This window comes from Bacillus tianshenii (assembly GCA_020524525.2).
In the GTDB taxonomy this organism is placed as follows: Bacteria; Bacillota; Bacilli; order Bacillales; family Bacillaceae_N; genus Bacillus_AV.
Map to the genome: position 1 here is coordinate 2,853,247 of CP129018.1, position 14,276 is coordinate 2,867,522.

19 protein-coding genes are annotated in these 14,276 nt (G+C 40.4%); 7 read left to right on the forward strand and 12 right to left on the reverse strand.

Annotation, left to right across the window (positions count from 1 at the left end; translation table 11 throughout):
• Positions 1-41: 41 nt before the first annotated feature.
• A complete protein-coding gene (locus LC040_14440) occupies positions 42-368 on the reverse strand; it encodes a DUF1462 family protein (protein WLR50451.1) in 327 nt (108 codons plus the stop codon).
• Positions 369-542: 174 nt separating this feature from the next.
• Between LC040_14440 and LC040_14445 the strand changes: the two genes are divergently transcribed.
• Positions 543-764, forward strand: a complete 222-nt coding sequence (locus LC040_14445) for a NifU family protein (GenBank protein WLR50452.1) — start codon at positions 543-545, stop codon at positions 762-764.
• A 31-nt stretch (positions 765-795) separates the two neighbouring features.
• Here LC040_14445 and thrB read toward each other — a convergent pair whose 3' ends face one another.
• From thrB to yutH, 5 genes are all read right to left on the reverse strand, one after another.
• The gene (thrB, locus tag LC040_14450; protein ID WLR53305.1) at positions 796-1,722 is read right to left on the reverse strand and encodes a homoserine kinase; all 927 of its coding nucleotides are present in this window, start codon (positions 1,720-1,722) and stop codon (positions 796-798) included.
• Entirely contained in the window at positions 1,722-2,786 is a 1,065-nt protein-coding gene (gene thrC / locus LC040_14455; GenBank protein ID WLR50453.1) for a threonine synthase, read from the reverse strand. The genes thrB and thrC overlap by 1 nt, the downstream gene beginning before the upstream one ends.
• 5 nt (positions 2,787-2,791) lie before the next feature.
• The gene (locus tag LC040_14460) at positions 2,792-4,087 is read right to left on the reverse strand and encodes a homoserine dehydrogenase (GenBank protein WLR50454.1); all 1,296 of its coding nucleotides are present in this window, start codon (positions 4,085-4,087) and stop codon (positions 2,792-2,794) included.
• A 252-nt stretch (positions 4,088-4,339) separates the two neighbouring features.
• Positions 4,340-5,308, reverse strand: a complete 969-nt coding sequence (locus tag LC040_14465) for a D-glycerate dehydrogenase (protein ID WLR50455.1) — start codon at positions 5,306-5,308, stop codon at positions 4,340-4,342.
• Between the two features lie 77 nt (positions 5,309-5,385).
• A complete protein-coding gene (gene yutH, locus LC040_14470) occupies positions 5,386-6,393 on the reverse strand; it encodes a spore coat protein YutH (protein WLR50456.1) in 1,008 nt (335 codons plus the stop codon).
• Between the two features lie 153 nt (positions 6,394-6,546).
• Between yutH and LC040_14475 the strand changes: the two genes are divergently transcribed.
• Positions 6,547-7,050 (forward strand): phosphatidylglycerophosphatase A, encoded by a 504-nt coding sequence (locus tag LC040_14475; protein WLR50457.1) that lies wholly within the window; start codon positions 6,547-6,549, stop codon positions 7,048-7,050.
• Between the two features lie 30 nt (positions 7,051-7,080).
• On the opposite strand, the gene LC040_14480 is transcribed toward LC040_14475, so the two are convergent.
• The 3 genes from LC040_14480 to LC040_14490 form a co-directional block, all read right to left on the reverse strand.
• A complete protein-coding gene (locus LC040_14480; protein WLR50458.1) occupies positions 7,081-7,851 on the reverse strand; it encodes a TIGR01457 family HAD-type hydrolase in 771 nt (256 codons plus the stop codon).
• 119 nt (positions 7,852-7,970) lie between these two features.
• Entirely contained in the window at positions 7,971-8,603 is a 633-nt protein-coding gene (locus tag LC040_14485; GenBank protein ID WLR50459.1) for a transcriptional regulator, read from the reverse strand.
• 68 nt (positions 8,604-8,671) lie between these two features.
• On the reverse strand, positions 8,672-9,109 hold the full coding sequence (locus tag LC040_14490) for a DUF86 domain-containing protein (GenBank protein ID WLR50460.1): 438 nt from the start codon (positions 9,107-9,109) through the stop codon (positions 8,672-8,674).
• A gap of 183 nt (positions 9,110-9,292) precedes the next feature.
• Here LC040_14490 and glpX point away from each other — a divergent pair, with 183 nt between their 5' ends.
• From glpX to LC040_14505, 3 genes are read left to right on the forward strand one after another with little or no spacing between them, the layout of a single operon-like run.
• Positions 9,293-10,264 carry a class II fructose-bisphosphatase gene (gene glpX / locus LC040_14495; GenBank protein ID WLR50461.1) on the forward strand — a complete coding sequence of 324 codons (972 nt, stop codon included), beginning with the start codon at positions 9,293-9,295 and terminating at the stop codon, positions 10,262-10,264.
• 24 nt (positions 10,265-10,288) lie between these two features.
• On the forward strand, positions 10,289-10,558 hold the full coding sequence (locus LC040_14500; protein WLR50462.1) for a DUF3055 domain-containing protein: 270 nt from the start codon (positions 10,289-10,291) through the stop codon (positions 10,556-10,558).
• Positions 10,559-10,608: 50 nt separating this feature from the next.
• Positions 10,609-10,893, forward strand: a complete 285-nt coding sequence (locus LC040_14505) for a cytosolic protein (protein ID WLR50463.1) — start codon at positions 10,609-10,611, stop codon at positions 10,891-10,893.
• Positions 10,894-10,928: 35 nt separating this feature from the next.
• Here LC040_14505 and LC040_14510 read toward each other — a convergent pair whose 3' ends face one another.
• Positions 10,929-11,204, reverse strand: a complete 276-nt coding sequence (locus LC040_14510; GenBank protein WLR50464.1) for a DUF1027 domain-containing protein — start codon at positions 11,202-11,204, stop codon at positions 10,929-10,931.
• Positions 11,205-11,341: 137 nt separating this feature from the next.
• On the opposite strand from LC040_14510, the gene LC040_14515 reads away from it, so the two are divergent.
• Complete coding sequence (locus LC040_14515; GenBank protein WLR50465.1) at positions 11,342-12,022, forward strand: YhcN/YlaJ family sporulation lipoprotein; 681 nt, start codon at positions 11,342-11,344, stop codon at positions 12,020-12,022.
• A gap of 40 nt (positions 12,023-12,062) precedes the next feature.
• Here LC040_14515 and lipA read toward each other — a convergent pair whose 3' ends face one another.
• Complete coding sequence (lipA, locus tag LC040_14520; protein WLR50466.1) at positions 12,063-12,941, reverse strand: lipoyl synthase; 879 nt, start codon at positions 12,939-12,941, stop codon at positions 12,063-12,065.
• Positions 12,942-13,204: 263 nt separating this feature from the next.
• On the opposite strand from lipA, the gene LC040_14525 reads away from it, so the two are divergent.
• Positions 13,205-14,146, forward strand: a complete 942-nt coding sequence (locus LC040_14525) for a M23 family metallopeptidase (GenBank protein WLR53306.1) — start codon at positions 13,205-13,207, stop codon at positions 14,144-14,146.
• A 33-nt stretch (positions 14,147-14,179) separates the two neighbouring features.
• On the opposite strand, the gene LC040_14530 is transcribed toward LC040_14525, so the two are convergent.
• Positions 14,180-14,275 (reverse strand): methionine/alanine import family NSS transporter small subunit, encoded by a 96-nt coding sequence (locus LC040_14530; GenBank protein WLR50467.1) that lies wholly within the window; start codon positions 14,273-14,275, stop codon positions 14,180-14,182.
• Position 14,276 lies beyond the last annotated feature (1 nt).

The window sequence follows — 14,276 nt, forward strand, 5'->3', positions numbered from 1 at the left end:
AGAAAATGCTCAAACGAAACCCCTCCATGTGCGGAGGGGTTTTATGAAATACTCATTTCTTGAACACCATGCTGTTCTAATTCCGCATAAATTCGCTTTAACTGAGGGTTTCCTTCTCCAACTACTACATCGTTCACAAGGACGACCGGATAGAAGAATTCACCTTCTACTACTTGCTCTGCAAATTGTTTATGTTCAGCAGACGGCTTCTCAATATCAACATATTCGAACATCACTTCATCTTCGTTATATTTCCGTGTAATTGCGGCTTGCAGCCACTCGAACGTTTCTGTTGAAGATGGTTGATGGACACAGCTTGGACAAGGCATATCACTTCCAAAAACAATAACCTTTACCTGTTTCCCCACATCAAAACCTCCCTTATCTAACAACTCAGTTGTTACCTTTATAATTCATTTTACAATTATTCAAAAAATAAATAAACACTATATGGATAGAAAATACTGCCCTTTTTAGGTCTCATTCATAGATTTTTATCCGCTCAGATATTATAATAAGAACTAGGAAAGGAGTCGATTCGAATGACAGAACAAGTACAAGAAGTTCTAGAAAAACTTCGTCCGTTTCTTCTTCGTGACGGAGGAGATGTAGAGCTTGTAGATATCGAGGAAGGCATCGTAAAACTTCGCTTAATGGGAGCATGCGGTAGCTGCCCAAGTTCGACAATCACACTTAAAGCTGGTATTGAGCGCGCTCTTCTAGAGGAAGTGCCTGGTGTGAAAGAAGTAGAACAAGTATTCTAATTCAAAAAAACAACCCTTTTAGGAATTTTGCCTAAAAGGGTTGTTTTTCTTTCTCAATGATTGTCTCAAATGAAACTTGAACACCAGTACGATCGATTACCAGTTGGTCAACTTCTGCGTTTGTGAAATGCTTCTTCAATCCTTTTGTGAGCTCTTCCCCTTTGCCGACAGGAGCAAAGCAAATCATTGTTGGACCTGCACCACTTAATGCAATTCCGTAAGCACCTAATTCATCTGATAAAGCAATCATCTCTTCCATTTCGTGTACTAATTCGCCTCGATATGGCTGATGGAATTTGTCGCGGCGCATCATTTTCCCTGCTAAATCCCAACGATTTTGTAAAATTGCTGCCACAAGTACGTTGCTTATCGCACTCGCTTCAACAGCTTCCTTATACGGAAGCTCACTTGGAAGAACACTGCGTGCCTTCTCTGTTTTCAGCTCATATGAAGGAATATAGACGACAATATCTACCTCTGGATAGATACCATGAATCACATCTGTATCATCATCACGATGACTACCAATGACAAGCCCACCATACAGGGAAGCTGCCACATTATCTGGATGCCCTTCAAAGAGACTTGCAATGCGCAGTTTTTCCTGCGGTTCTAGCTCAAGCCGAAGCAGTTGGTTACCAAGCTCTATACCAGCCACAATTGCCGCGGCACTACTTCCAAGCCCCCTTGATAACGGGATATCACTTGAAACTTCCACTAAATGTGGAGCTAATGTACGGTCTGCATATTTTGCGACGGCCTCAATTGCCTTATAGACAAGGTTATCTTTTCCCTCAGGAATACCCTCTAGCTCTGTAGACTTCGGGATGAATTTCCATTCTTTACTAGGAGTGGCTTCTAAAGTTGTATAACGGTTAAGCGCTAAGCCAACCGAGTCAAAGCCCGGGCCTAAATTGGCTGTGCTACCCGGTACCTTGACAGTGACTTTCTCTTTCATCATTGTGTTACAACTCCTTGAATGTGGTCGAAGACAATCTTCTCGTCGTTTTCAAGTACTGTTGGTTTCACAATTGCTGTATCCATTGCACAATCAGGATCTTTCAAGCCGTTTCCTGTAAGGACACAGACAATTTTTGAACCTTTTTTGATTTCTCCTGATTTTAACTGCTTAATAACACCTGCAAGTGATGCACATGAAGCTGGTTCAGCAAATACACCTTCATATTGTGTAATCATTTGGTATGCTTCTAAGATTTCAGCATCCGTTACTTCATCAATTTTACCTGAAGATTCGTTTGCCGCATTTACTGCTTTATCCCAGCTTGCAGGGTTCCCGATACGAATAGCAGTAGCCACTGTTTCAGGATCTTCGATTACTTGATTACGAACGATTGCTGCGGCACCTTCAGCCTCGAAACCACGCATTTGTGGAAGGCCTGTTCCCTTCGCCTCGTGATATTCCTTGAAGCCTTTCCAATAAGCTGTGATATTTCCAGCATTACCAACAGGAATTGCTAATACGTCAGGTGCTTCTCCTAATTGGTCGCACACTTCAAATGCTGCTGTTTTTTGCCCTTCGATACGATATGGATTTACAGAGTTCACAAGCGTAATTGGTGCTGTTTCACTCAATGTACGAACCATTTTTAACGCTTGGTCGAAGTTCCCTTTAATTGCGTAAATCTCAGCTCCATACATAACAGCTTGGGCAAGCTTCCCTGCTGCAATCTTTCCATCTGGAATTAAGACGATACAACGCATACCAGAGCGTGCAGCATATGCAGCTGCAGCTGCGGAAGTGTTTCCTGTAGAAGCACACATAATCGCATTGCTTCCATCTTCCTTTGCTTTAGCAACCGCCATTACCATGCCGCGGTCCTTAAAAGAGCCTGTTGGATTCGCACCTTCATATTTGACGTACAATTCTACTCCATACTTCTCCGAAAGTGTTTCTAAAGGAAGTAACGGTGTATTCCCTTCATTTAAAGAAAGTAAAGGCGTATTTTCATTTACAGGTAAATATTCACGATAATGACGAAGTAAACCTCTCCACCAATTCATAGCTTTTATTCTCCTTCCACACGGTAGCTGCTTTTTACTTGCTTTACAACATCTAAATCATTAAGCTTTTGCATCACTGTTTCATAATCTGCTTTGCTTGCTTTGTGTGTAATCATCACAATTTCAGCAAGTTTTTCTTCTTCTTCAAATGGGAGCTGAAGAATTTTCTCAAAGCTGACATTATGATTTGAGAAGATAGATGTAATTTCTGAAAATACCCCTGCTTCATCCTTTACATGAATACGCAAGAAATATTTTGAGTAAATTTCATTGTCTTCTTTTAGTTTTTTATCAAATTGAGGTGTAACAACACTGCTTCCATTCACACCTAAACGTTTGTTCTTCATCACTTCAACTAGGTCAGAGACAACTGCTGTTGCAGTCGGCATCTTCCCAGCCCCAGGACCGTAGAACATCGTTTCACCAACTGCTTCACCGTAGACATAGACCGCATTGTATTCATCATTTACAGATGATAATGGATGCTCCTGCGGTAACAGTGTAGGCTCTACGCTTATTTCTACTTTATCACCACAACGGCTTGCAATACCGATAAGTTTCATTGTATAACCAAGATGCTTGCTGTAGTCAAGATCTTCTTCTGTAATACCTGTAATTCCTTTAACAGATACATCTTCAAGATCAAGGTGCATTGAGAAGCCTAATGTGCCAAGGATCGCCATTTTGCGAGCTGCATCTAAACCTTCGACGTCTGAAGTTGGATCAGCTTCAGCATAACCTAAGTCTTTCGCTTCCTGCAGCACTTCATCATACGTACGGCCTTCTTGTGTCATCTTCGTTAAAATGTAGTTCGTCGTTCCATTGACAATACCCATCATTTTCAAAATGCGGTCTGATGCCAATCCATCTACAAGGCCACGCAAGATTGGAATACCACCTGCAACACTTGCTTCATAGAAGAGGTCACAGCCATTTTCCGATGCAGTAGCATGAAGCTCTGCTCCATAGACAGCCATTAAGTCTTTATTTGCACTGACAACATGCTTTTTGTTTCGTAATGCTTTTAAAATGTATTCTCGTGTATGTTCAACCCCACCCATCACTTCAATTACAACATCAATTTCTGGGTCTGCTAATACATCGTCAGGGTTTGTTGTTAGCTTTTCTTGTGGATAATCCATGTCACGCTTTTTATTCACGTCGCTGACGAGAATTTTCGTAATTTCAACTGGACACCCAACTTGATGCATTAATTTATCTTGATGTTTCTCTACAATTTGGACAACACCGCTCCCAACTGTGCCAAGTCCGAGCAGTCCTACTGAAATTTTCTCTGTCATGGTTCCCATCCCCTTTTATTGTGTCTTCTTTAGAAGAACATTTGTATTCTGTTAAAGGACATTATAGTAATAAACTCCTTTTATGACAAGGGGTGAATTCCACGATTTTTCCTCTGAAAGCGTTCCCTTTATGTCTATTACAACTATTCTGTCTATAAAGATTTTTCAGAAAAATTTTAAGCTATTTCGGCAGGGATGTAAAGAACAATCGGCTGTTTCAATAAAAACAGCCGAAAATCGCTCTATTTTTCCTTATTCATTCACTGGTGTTTCGGCATTTTCACCATTTAACACACGGAAAATATTTTTCACTGCCAATAACATCATCGCTTTTCTCGTTTCAATACTTGCACTGCCTATATGAGGTAAGCAGATCGCATTTTCAAGAGACATAAGAGGGTGGTCACTTGAAATAGGCTCCTCTGTAAAAACATCCAAGCCAGCTCCCGCAATATCTCCCTCTTTCAATGCGTTATAGAGAGCATCCTCGTCAACAACAGGACCTCGAGAAGCATTCACAAACACAGCTGTTTTCTTCATCTTCTTGAAAGCTTCAGCATTGAGCATTCCTTTTGTTTCGGGTGTTAACGGCGTCATACAAACAACGAAATCACTCTGTTCAATTAATTCTTCAAATGAACAATATTGCGCGCCAAGCTCTCGTTCCGCTTCTTCTTTACGGGAACGGTTATGGTAAAGGATCTTCATATCAAAGCCTGTTGCTCGTTTTGCAACAGCCTGTCCAATTCGCCCCATTCCTACGATTCCTACTGTTTTATGATGAATATCTTGTCCAGCAAGGAGCATCGGTGCCCAATTGTTCCATTTATCTTTACGAATATAGTCGTTCGCTTCAAGCAAACGTCGAGCTGCCGCCATCATTAATAAAAACGTCAAATCAGCGGTTGTATCATTTAGGACATCTGGTGTATTTGTCACAATCACATTGCGCTTCGTTGCGGCCTCAACATCAATGTTATCGTATCCAACAGCTAAGTTGGATACAACTTTTAATTTCCCAGCCTTATCAAGCAGTTCTTCATCCACTTTATCTGATAGCATTGTTAGAAGCGCATCTGCCTTACTTGCCTCTTCTAACAATACCTCTCGTGGAACAGGCTCTTCTTCACTTTCCCACATGTGCACATCTGCTATGTCATTCAATGATTGAACTATTTCTTTGTCTATACGTCGAGTGATAAATACATATGGCTTCGTCAACTGCTTCACTCCTTGTGCAAAATCTTCGAGTCTGTACTTCTATCATAGCATATGAAGCCAAGGGAAAGGCCAATTGTTTACAACCATCCTAGTTCTGGAAGTTGCAATCGTTGGGCAGACAGTCCAATTCCCGTATAAAAATCTCCCAAAAACTGCTCATATTGTCCGCTATTTTCAATCATATGCTGTAACCTGCGTGTTAGCTGTTCCTTCTGACTCTCTGAACTTGATGTAAAAAATGACTCCACGCATTGAAAATAATGAAGCGGAAAGATTAAGCGACCATATACCATTCGCCATGTAAATAAAGAGACACCGCCTCTTGCTTCATAATCAGTCAAAAAAGCATTCACAGCATTCATGCAATTTGGATACCCTTCTTCCCAATATAGAGACCGAATCCATTCGGAGATATCTCTAGACGAATGATCATACAACCATTCTGACGGATGAATCGCATCTCTTCCTTCCCCATTTACTGTAAAACGGTCCGTACAAAGTGTCCCTTCATATTGCTCGCCCCGTTTGTCCTCCCATTCATTATCTCCAATGTACTGAATCGCATTTTCTGTTAAACCCATATAATATGGAAAGCTTTCAACAAACTTTTTTTCAAAAGTTGATAATGGTTGTTCGAATACACGCGAAAACCAATATTTTTCCATTTGTTCGAGCCGTGAAGCCCAAAGTTCCTTCCACTTCCCAAGGCGTGTTTGATGCTGTACTGGATATGGGTAGCTTCTTCCTTTCGTGTGACGCTCTCTCAAAGCACGCCCATATGAAGGCTTCACCCCTTGTTTCATACGACTATTTGTTTCCAACGATAACAGCATCATTGGTTGATTTTCCTCATTCACAAAAAGTTTTTGCTCAAAAGTTGGTACAATCTTGAACAAATTGGACTCCCCTTGCATATACATATAATCACTCAACATCTTCATTTCCATCACGACCTCTTCGTCTTCTCCGTGTAGTGTTGAAAAAGTAAAATGTTGATTACCCTGTTGAAAGACTGATCTTCCATTCTCAGCAAATTTACGCTCTGGTTGAAGACGATAATGCTGAAGTAGTATTTTTTCATTCATCTCTACATTCCTCCTGCCATTCCATCTATTTACTTCATGTGTATTCAGACTTTTTCATAGATATGGCAGAATGTTCTCTCGTTCACTCAGAAACAATAGGTATAGGTATCTTTGCTCGATTAAGAAAAAACCTTCATGAGGTAGGTGACGTGCATGTCAAAAGAAAAACAATTAGATGCTGTGGGGCAGAAAGCGTTAGAATGGATGGAAATGCGCGGTGTGACCATCCAAGACTTAGCTGACCTTGTGTACTACCTTCAAGAAAAATATCATCCCGACTTATCAATGGAAGATTGCATTCATAACGTGACCCGTGTACTCGCGAAGCGTGAAGTTCACAATGCCATATTAACAGGCATTCAGCTTGACCTTTTAGCTGAAAAAGGTGGACAGCTAGAAGAACCATTACAAAGCATCCTTATAAAAGACGAGGGCTTGTATGGCATTGATGAAATCATTGCTTTATCAATCGTTAATGTTTATGGCTCCATTGGATTTACAAATTACGGCTATATCGATAAGCAAAAGCCTGGCATTCTACAAAGACTGAATGACAAGTCAACAGGGCAATGTCATACATTTTTAGATGATATTGTAGGAGCAATCGCTGCTGCAGCTTCAAGCCGGCTTGCCCACCGTGCTGCACATACAGAATAAGATAAGCCGAAGGGCAAAGGTCCCTTCGGCTTACATTTTTTCAATCCACTCCAATAATGAATCACCTGTATATGTCGGCTGTACTTCATACGTAATCAGCATTTCCTTAGATGTTACACCTGTATGGACAAGCAATGTATCCAACCCAGCGTTCATCCCAGCTTGAATATCTGTATCGTAGTTATCTCCCACCATTAATGTATCTTCCTTACTTGTGCCAAGCTTCTTCAACGCTTGCTTCATAATAATTGGCTCAGGCTTACCGATAAAGGTTGGGTTTGTTTGGGTTGATACTGTAATAACAGAAGTTAATGAGCCATTCCCTGGCAGAAATCCGCGTTCAGTCGGAATCGCAATATCGCTGTTCGTTGAAATGAAGGTTGCTCCAGCACGCACGCCAAGGCATGCTTTTGCGAGCTTTTCATAATTAATATCACGGTCAATTCCGACTACAACATAATCAGGCTGCTCTTCTACAAGCTTTATCCCATTACTTTTTAACGCGTACTCTAAACCTTCTTCACCAATGAAGTATGCCGATGCCCCTGGCTTTTGTTCTGCGATATAGCTTGCAGTTGCCATACTTGTCGTGAAAATTTGCTCAGGTTCAGCAGGGATATCAAAAGATACTAACTTCTCAGCCACTTGCTCAGGCTTACGAGAAGAATTGTTAGTTACAAATAAATGCGGTAACCCACGCTCGCGAAGAGCTTTCACAAAATCAGAAGCAGCCTCAATCCGCTCGGTGCCGCGATACATCGTCCCATCTAAATCAATTAAATAGCCTTTATATTTTTTCATAAATCATACTCCCCTCTAAAACATTCAACATTAGTTTATCCTCAAGATGTCTGTGAAACAAATATTTAAAACTTGGTCAAAAATAAAACGCGCTCCAATGAGGAACGCGCAGCAAGCCGTTATGCATCTTTTCGAATAATATAATCACAAACATCGTCCCCGCTTCCCATACAAGCACTGCGGGTAACCTTATCAGTATCAAGTAAATCTCGAAATAAATTTAATTCACATTGGCATGCATTCTTATATTTGTCAGCCACTTGTGCAATTGGACAATTATGTTCAATAAAACGATAAGTATGCTCATCCTCTTGCTTTACTTCCGGCATATATCCGTTCGCAGCTTGAATGTCTGCAAGCTTTTCCAGCTTTTCTTTAAATGATTTTCCTTCAAGCTTGCTCTTATAACTTTCCTGAAGCCGTTTTTGCCGTCTTTGGAAGAGCTCTAGTAGCATTTGTTCGCCGCCGATCTCTTCAATATCTTCTAAGAGGTCAAGCATTAAGGCGCGATAATTACGCGGGAAGAGCTCTTCACCACTTTCTGTAAGGGAATAAACTTTTGTCGGCCTCCCCATCGCTTGCCTTACAAGTGACGCTTTTACAAATTCATCTCGCTCTAATGTATTCAAATGACGACGCACAGCCATCTCAGTAATTTGTAAACGCTGAGCCATTTCAGTAACGGTTAATCGTTTTTCTATTTTTAACATTTCAAGTAATTGTTCACGTGTAGAAGAGGGGACTTTTCTCATTATCATCACCATCCTCTTCCTATTATAGCACGGGTTTAACATATTTCTAAATTAAAAAGTATCAAAAGTTACGCTTTAAATGCTGAAACAGGGCCAAGCTCTTCCTCTAAGTAGCGACGTACTTTCGTTGCAAATTCAGGAAGGATGGATGCATGCTGCTTAAATACTTGTCCAACCTCTTCATGAACGATTGTTAAGTAATTTTGAACAAGTGATTTACGGAAAGCAATAAACTCTTTTAAAACCTTTTCATCTTCATCATTAATGACTTTTTCATCAAGAAGAATGTCAATTACATCATCATAACTGCCTGGGTCCCTCATAATAAACCCGTCGATCATCGCGTTCCCTACATCGATGACTGCTTCGATTGCCATATGTGCTGCACGCTCTAATGCCATTTGCTCTGTTACCGTTTCGAACGATTCTTGCTCATTCAACCACTCGGCCAGCTTTTCTAAATACACTAATGTTTCTTCGATTTTACCACGATCAACAAAATACATATTCACAGCTCCTTTATTAATGGAAACGTTTTATTTTTTAAATAAGTCTGTCCTTATTTTAGCATATTCGATAAATGCATTAGCAATAAAGACAAAATACGTTAATCTGATGGAAAGCTTTTATTTTTTTCGCTTGCTTTGCTATGATATAAGAGGAATTATTTCGTACTGGAGGAGAAAACTTTGGATCGTGAATTAGCACTTGAACTGGTCAGGGTAACAGAAGCAGCAGCTATCGCATCAGCACAATGGCTCGGCCGCGGAAAGAAAAATGAAGCAGATGACGCAGCAACAACGGCAATGCGTCAAATGTTTGATTCTGTGAATATGGACGGAATCGTTGTAATCGGTGAAGGGGAACTAGATGAAGCACCGATGCTTTATATAGGTGAAGAGCTTGGTACTAAGAATGGACCTGCTGTTGATATTGCAGTAGACCCGCTAGAAGGAACAAATATTGTAGCAAAAGGGCATCAAAATGCATTAGCTGTTATAGCAATTGCTGATAAGGGCACCTTGCTTCATGCCCCAGATATGTATATGCAAAAAATTGCTGTCGGCAAAAATGCTGCAGGTAAAATTTCGCTTGATGACCCAATTGAGAAGACAATTGATATCGTTGCAGAAGCAAACAATAAGCGTGTTCACGACTGCACGGTTATTATCCAAGAACGCGAACGTCACGCTGAAATTATTGAGCGGGTTCGTGCTAAAGGTGCTCGGGTAAAGTTATTTGGGGACGGAGATGTTGGTGCATCCATTGCAACTGCTCTCCCACAAACAGGTGTCGATTTATTTGTCGGAATCGGCGGTGCACCAGAAGGCGTTATTTCTGCAGCAGCTATTAAAGCATTACGCGGTGACATGCAAGCTCGTCTTGTACCATACTCAGATGAAGAAATGGAACGTTGCATCTCAATGGGATTGAAAGACCCGCGTCAACTCCTTACGTTAAATGACCTAGTAAAAGGGGATGACGCAATTTTCGCTGCAACTGGCGTATCTGAAGGTGAATTAGTTGATGGTGTTCGTTTCTTAGGTGGAGACTTAGCTGAAACTGACTCAATTGTTATGCGTGCAAAAACAGGTACTGTCCGTTACATCAAAGCACATCATCATTTAAACAACAAGCCGCACCTTCGTTCTGAAGACTAAATTCTAATATCTAGGAGGCTCTATATGACTGAACGTTTTTTCTTATATGATGAAAGAGAAAACACTGAAACACGCTTCATTAGCTTTATGGGAGAAAGCCACCGATTTGATTTAGCCATTATCAAGACAAACCGTTATTATGGCAAGCAGCTTGTGCTTGATATTCAAAGCGGCCGATTTGCCATTATTGGTTCTGATGATGTGAATGAGGAAGGCTACTTAGAACATGCCTACAACTTAAATGAAGAAGATGCCGAAGAACTTCGTGAATTTTTGCGGGAAATTACGGCATAATGAAAAGCACCTCCACCGGCTACACTAAACGGTAAGGAGGTGCTTTCTTAATGGATAAAGAGCATGATCAATATACTGACTTCTCAAATGTTGAAACACAGCGAAATTTCCTTATTCCTGAAACATTACCTGAAGGGCCGTATGGTTCTCCACGAAATAAGAATACACCGGTCTATAATAAAAGCACACCTTGGCAGGAAGGGCAGCGCTACTATAGTGCTTTTAACTATGAATTTAAATCCCTTCACCAAAACCTCCCTCGCCTTGATCCAGGGTCTCACCCTACACATGATGATCCTGAGAAAAACGAAGAGCTGCCATATACAAGCAAATAACTTCGTGAGCTGCACACCATTGTTGTGCAGCTCTTTTACTTGCGTATTTTCTTTAAGACAAAATATGCGCAGCCAAAATTGCAATATTCATACAGCCACTCTGACAATGTGCTGATTTTTGTATCGTATGTTGCACGTTGATTTTGATCATCAAAGAAACCGCGTAGTCGAAGTTGGTTGTATCCCCAATCTCCAACAACATAATCGTATCTATGTAAAATTTCGCTATACCTTTCCTTAAAAACCTCTTCATTGAAACCTTCTTTGACATTTTCAATTATTTCATACTGAATGCCATCGATCTGAACCAATTTTATCACCTCAGCTTTGTTCTATTTTACCACAGTTTAGCGGTTTTGAAATCTCTCCTCTTCCTCCCACGCCCAACAATTACTAAACATTCGTTTCAAGAAATTAGGTCACCATATGGAATAAGGAGGTGTTTTGAATGTATAAATCTTTAGCAGCTTTTGGACTTTGTGGCGCAATTCTTTTAAGTGGATGTCAAGCTGATAACGAGGCAGGTCAAGGACCTTATGACCGAAATGGCAATACCCTTAATGTGACAGAAACAGAAGAACAATATAACCGACAAATGGGTGGTCCTGATACAATGGCGAAAAACTTCGGTTTCGTTCGTCATCAAAAGAGCCCCGTCCCTGGTAAAACGATCGATAATGATGATTTACCTATTTTAAACCGTGAACAGGTTGCAAACATGATTAGTAAAATGTCTGTTGGCATCCCTAATGTCAATGATTGTGCAACGCTAGTAACAGATGAAGAAGTGTTAATTGCCTATAACAGTGATACAAAAAACCGTTTTGAAACAGCTGACCAAGTTAAGAAAACAGCATTATCGGTGGTACCACGTTATTATCACGTCTATGTGTCTGATGATCCAAAGATGTTAAATGACATCGAGCGTTATTCGCAAATGAATGTCGCTACTAAAAATGTCGAAAATGAAATCGATGGTGTCATTAAAGAAATGCTTAAATCACCACAAGGTCGTAAGCTAAGCACTGGCGAAAATGAAAATGGTGAAATGCAAGGCGAAGTAAATGAACAGATGGATAAAGATATGGGCGAAAAAATGAACAACAAGCAAAATATGATGAATCGCTAATCCATATGAAAAGCCGCCCTTCAAAAAGGCGGCTTTTTCATTAGCTTTGTGCAGCATTAACTTGTTCATCAGCATGATAAGAAGAGCGAACAAGCGGACCAGCTTCACAATGACTGAAGCCTTTGCTTAATGCAATCTCTCTTAATTCTGCAAACTCATCTGGATGATAATATTTTTGCACTTTTAAGTGTTTCTTTGTCGGTTGAAGGTATTGACCAATGGTAATGATATCAACATTATTTGCTCGTAAATCATCCATTGTTTCAATGATTTCTTCTTTTGTTTCACCAAGCCCAACCATAATGCTTGATTTCGTCGGTATATCTGCATGCATTTCTTTTGCACGGCGTAGGAATTCAAGAGTACGGTCATATTTTGCCCGTGCACGGACTCTAGGTGTTAAACGACGTACAGTCTCGATATTGTGATTTAAAATATCAGGGCGAGCATCCATCAAGATTTTCAAGCTATCCTCAACACCATTCATATCTGAAGGAAGCACTTCTACTGTCGTTCCTGGTGAGAACTCGCGAATCTTTCGGACTGTTTCGGCAAAGATTTCTGCTCCGCCATCTCTTAAATCGTCTCTTGCTACCGCTGTTACCACTGCATGTTTCAGTTTCATCAGCTTAACAGATGCTGCAACACGCTCTGGTTCCCCGCGATCTAGTTCATTTGGAAGTCCTGTCTTAACGGCACAGAAACGACACGCACGCGTACAAACATCACCTAAAATCATAAATGTTGCGGTCTTACGTTCTCCCCAACACTCATGTATATTAGGACATTTTGCCTCTTCACAAACTGTATGTAGCTTTTTCTCGCGCATCATTTTCTTGAGGCCAGTATAATTTTTATTTGTATTAAGCTTAATCTTTAACCAATCCGGCTTACGCACATGTTGTTCGCTTTTAGCCATAATTGTCACTCCACCTCTATGATGTACTTTAGATAGTCTTACCCTATCTAACATTGTTTGAAAACAAGATACATAATCACTTTATCATATTCAACTAATGAATCCAATTAGAGGTGCTCAAAAACCCTTTTAAACAGAGGATAAATCCTCTATGTACTTTTTACCACCTATGAAATAGGCCATTAGGAAGTACACTATTTAACAAAGAACGGCAGAAAGGAGGGCACTCCATCGTGCAAAAAACATTTTTCTTTTTCGTATTACTGGTTTTATTCCTTTTCCCTTTAGGCGTAAAAGCTGAAGTGGATCATGAATCCAGAATGGGTTTATATAAGAAAATGGAAACCATTACTCAGATCCCGTGGAACTATTTTGCTGCTATTGACCAGTATGAACGAAATATTCGAAACGCTCGTAAAGACTTGCCTGATACTGAATCATTAACAGGCATCTATTTTACACCTTATCAATGGTCAGGTCCTTTAAATCCTAATCCAGAGGATACAAACCCTACTTCAATTCAACTTTTTAACGGCATCGGGTTAGATGGAAATGGGGATGGGAAGGCAGTTCGCACCAATGATGAAGATGTATTATATACCTTTGCTCATTACTTAACCCAATATGGAATTGATAAAGAAAACATTAAGATTGCCCTTTGGGAATATTATAAACGAGATAAAGCAGTTGATTTTATTATCAATTATGCACGTATCTATCAAAAGTATGGAATAAACTTAGAAAAACGCGCTTTCCCTGTTCCATTACACGCTAACTATAGCTACAGAAGCACTTGGGGAGATCGACGCGGCTGGGGCGGGCTACGCATCCATGAAGGAACAGATATCTTTGCTGATTACAGCGTTCCTCTTAGAGCTACTACCTACGGATACATCGAAACAATCGGCTGGAACAAATACGGAGGTTGGCGAATCGGTGTACGTGATATTAATAATGTCTACCACTATTTCGCTCATTTACGCGGCTTTGAAAAAGGAATTGAAAAAGGCCAGCTTGTCGAACCAGGAATGGTGATTGGCTATGTTGGAAGTTCAGGCTATGGACCTCCAGGCACCCAAGGAAAATTCCCACCACACCTGCATTATGGGATGTACAAAGATAACGGCTTAAGCGAGTGGTCATTTGACCCTTATCCTTATTTAAGAGTGTGGGAAAGAAAAGAACGACTTAATAGGAAAAAATAAAAAGACCAGGAAATTTCTCCTGGTCTTTTCCTCTTATGATTTTCGAACAGCATTCATTACACTAGCTACTAATCCACCCCAAATAATGACAACGCCTACTACCATCATAACGATAGCGCTTCCACTCATA

Coding starts and splice junctions, on each gene's coding strand:
- LC040_14445 (WLR50452.1), top strand. CDS start 543: ATGACAGAACAAGTACAAGAAGTTCTAGAAAAACTTCGTCCGTTTCTT.
- LC040_14485 (WLR50459.1), bottom strand. CDS start 8,603: ATGAGAAAAGTCCCCTCTTCTACACGTGAACAATTACTTGAAATGTTA.
- LC040_14480 (WLR50458.1), bottom strand. CDS start 7,851: ATGAAAAAATATAAAGGCTATTTAATTGATTTAGATGGGACGATGTAT.
- LC040_14460 (WLR50454.1), bottom strand. CDS start 4,087: ATGACAGAGAAAATTTCAGTAGGACTGCTCGGACTTGGCACAGTTGGG.
- thrC (WLR50453.1), bottom strand. CDS start 2,786: ATGAATTGGTGGAGAGGTTTACTTCGTCATTATCGTGAATATTTACCT.
- lipA (WLR50466.1), bottom strand. CDS start 12,941: ATGGCTAAAAGCGAACAACATGTGCGTAAGCCGGATTGGTTAAAGATT.
- thrB (WLR53305.1), bottom strand. CDS start 1,722: ATGAAAGAGAAAGTCACTGTCAAGGTACCGGGTAGCACAGCCAATTTA.
- LC040_14490 (WLR50460.1), bottom strand. CDS start 9,109: ATGTATTTTGTTGATCGTGGTAAAATCGAAGAAACATTAGTGTATTTA.
- LC040_14500 (WLR50462.1), top strand. CDS start 10,289: ATGACTGAACGTTTTTTCTTATATGATGAAAGAGAAAACACTGAAACA.
- yutH (WLR50456.1), bottom strand. CDS start 6,393: ATGAATGAAAAAATACTACTTCAGCATTATCGTCTTCAACCAGAGCGT.
- LC040_14475 (WLR50457.1), top strand. CDS start 6,547: ATGTCAAAAGAAAAACAATTAGATGCTGTGGGGCAGAAAGCGTTAGAA.
- LC040_14530 (WLR50467.1), bottom strand. CDS start 14,275: ATGAGTGGAAGCGCTATCGTTATGATGGTAGTAGGCGTTGTCATTATT.
- LC040_14505 (WLR50463.1), top strand. CDS start 10,609: ATGGATAAAGAGCATGATCAATATACTGACTTCTCAAATGTTGAAACA.
- LC040_14515 (WLR50465.1), top strand. CDS start 11,342: ATGTATAAATCTTTAGCAGCTTTTGGACTTTGTGGCGCAATTCTTTTA.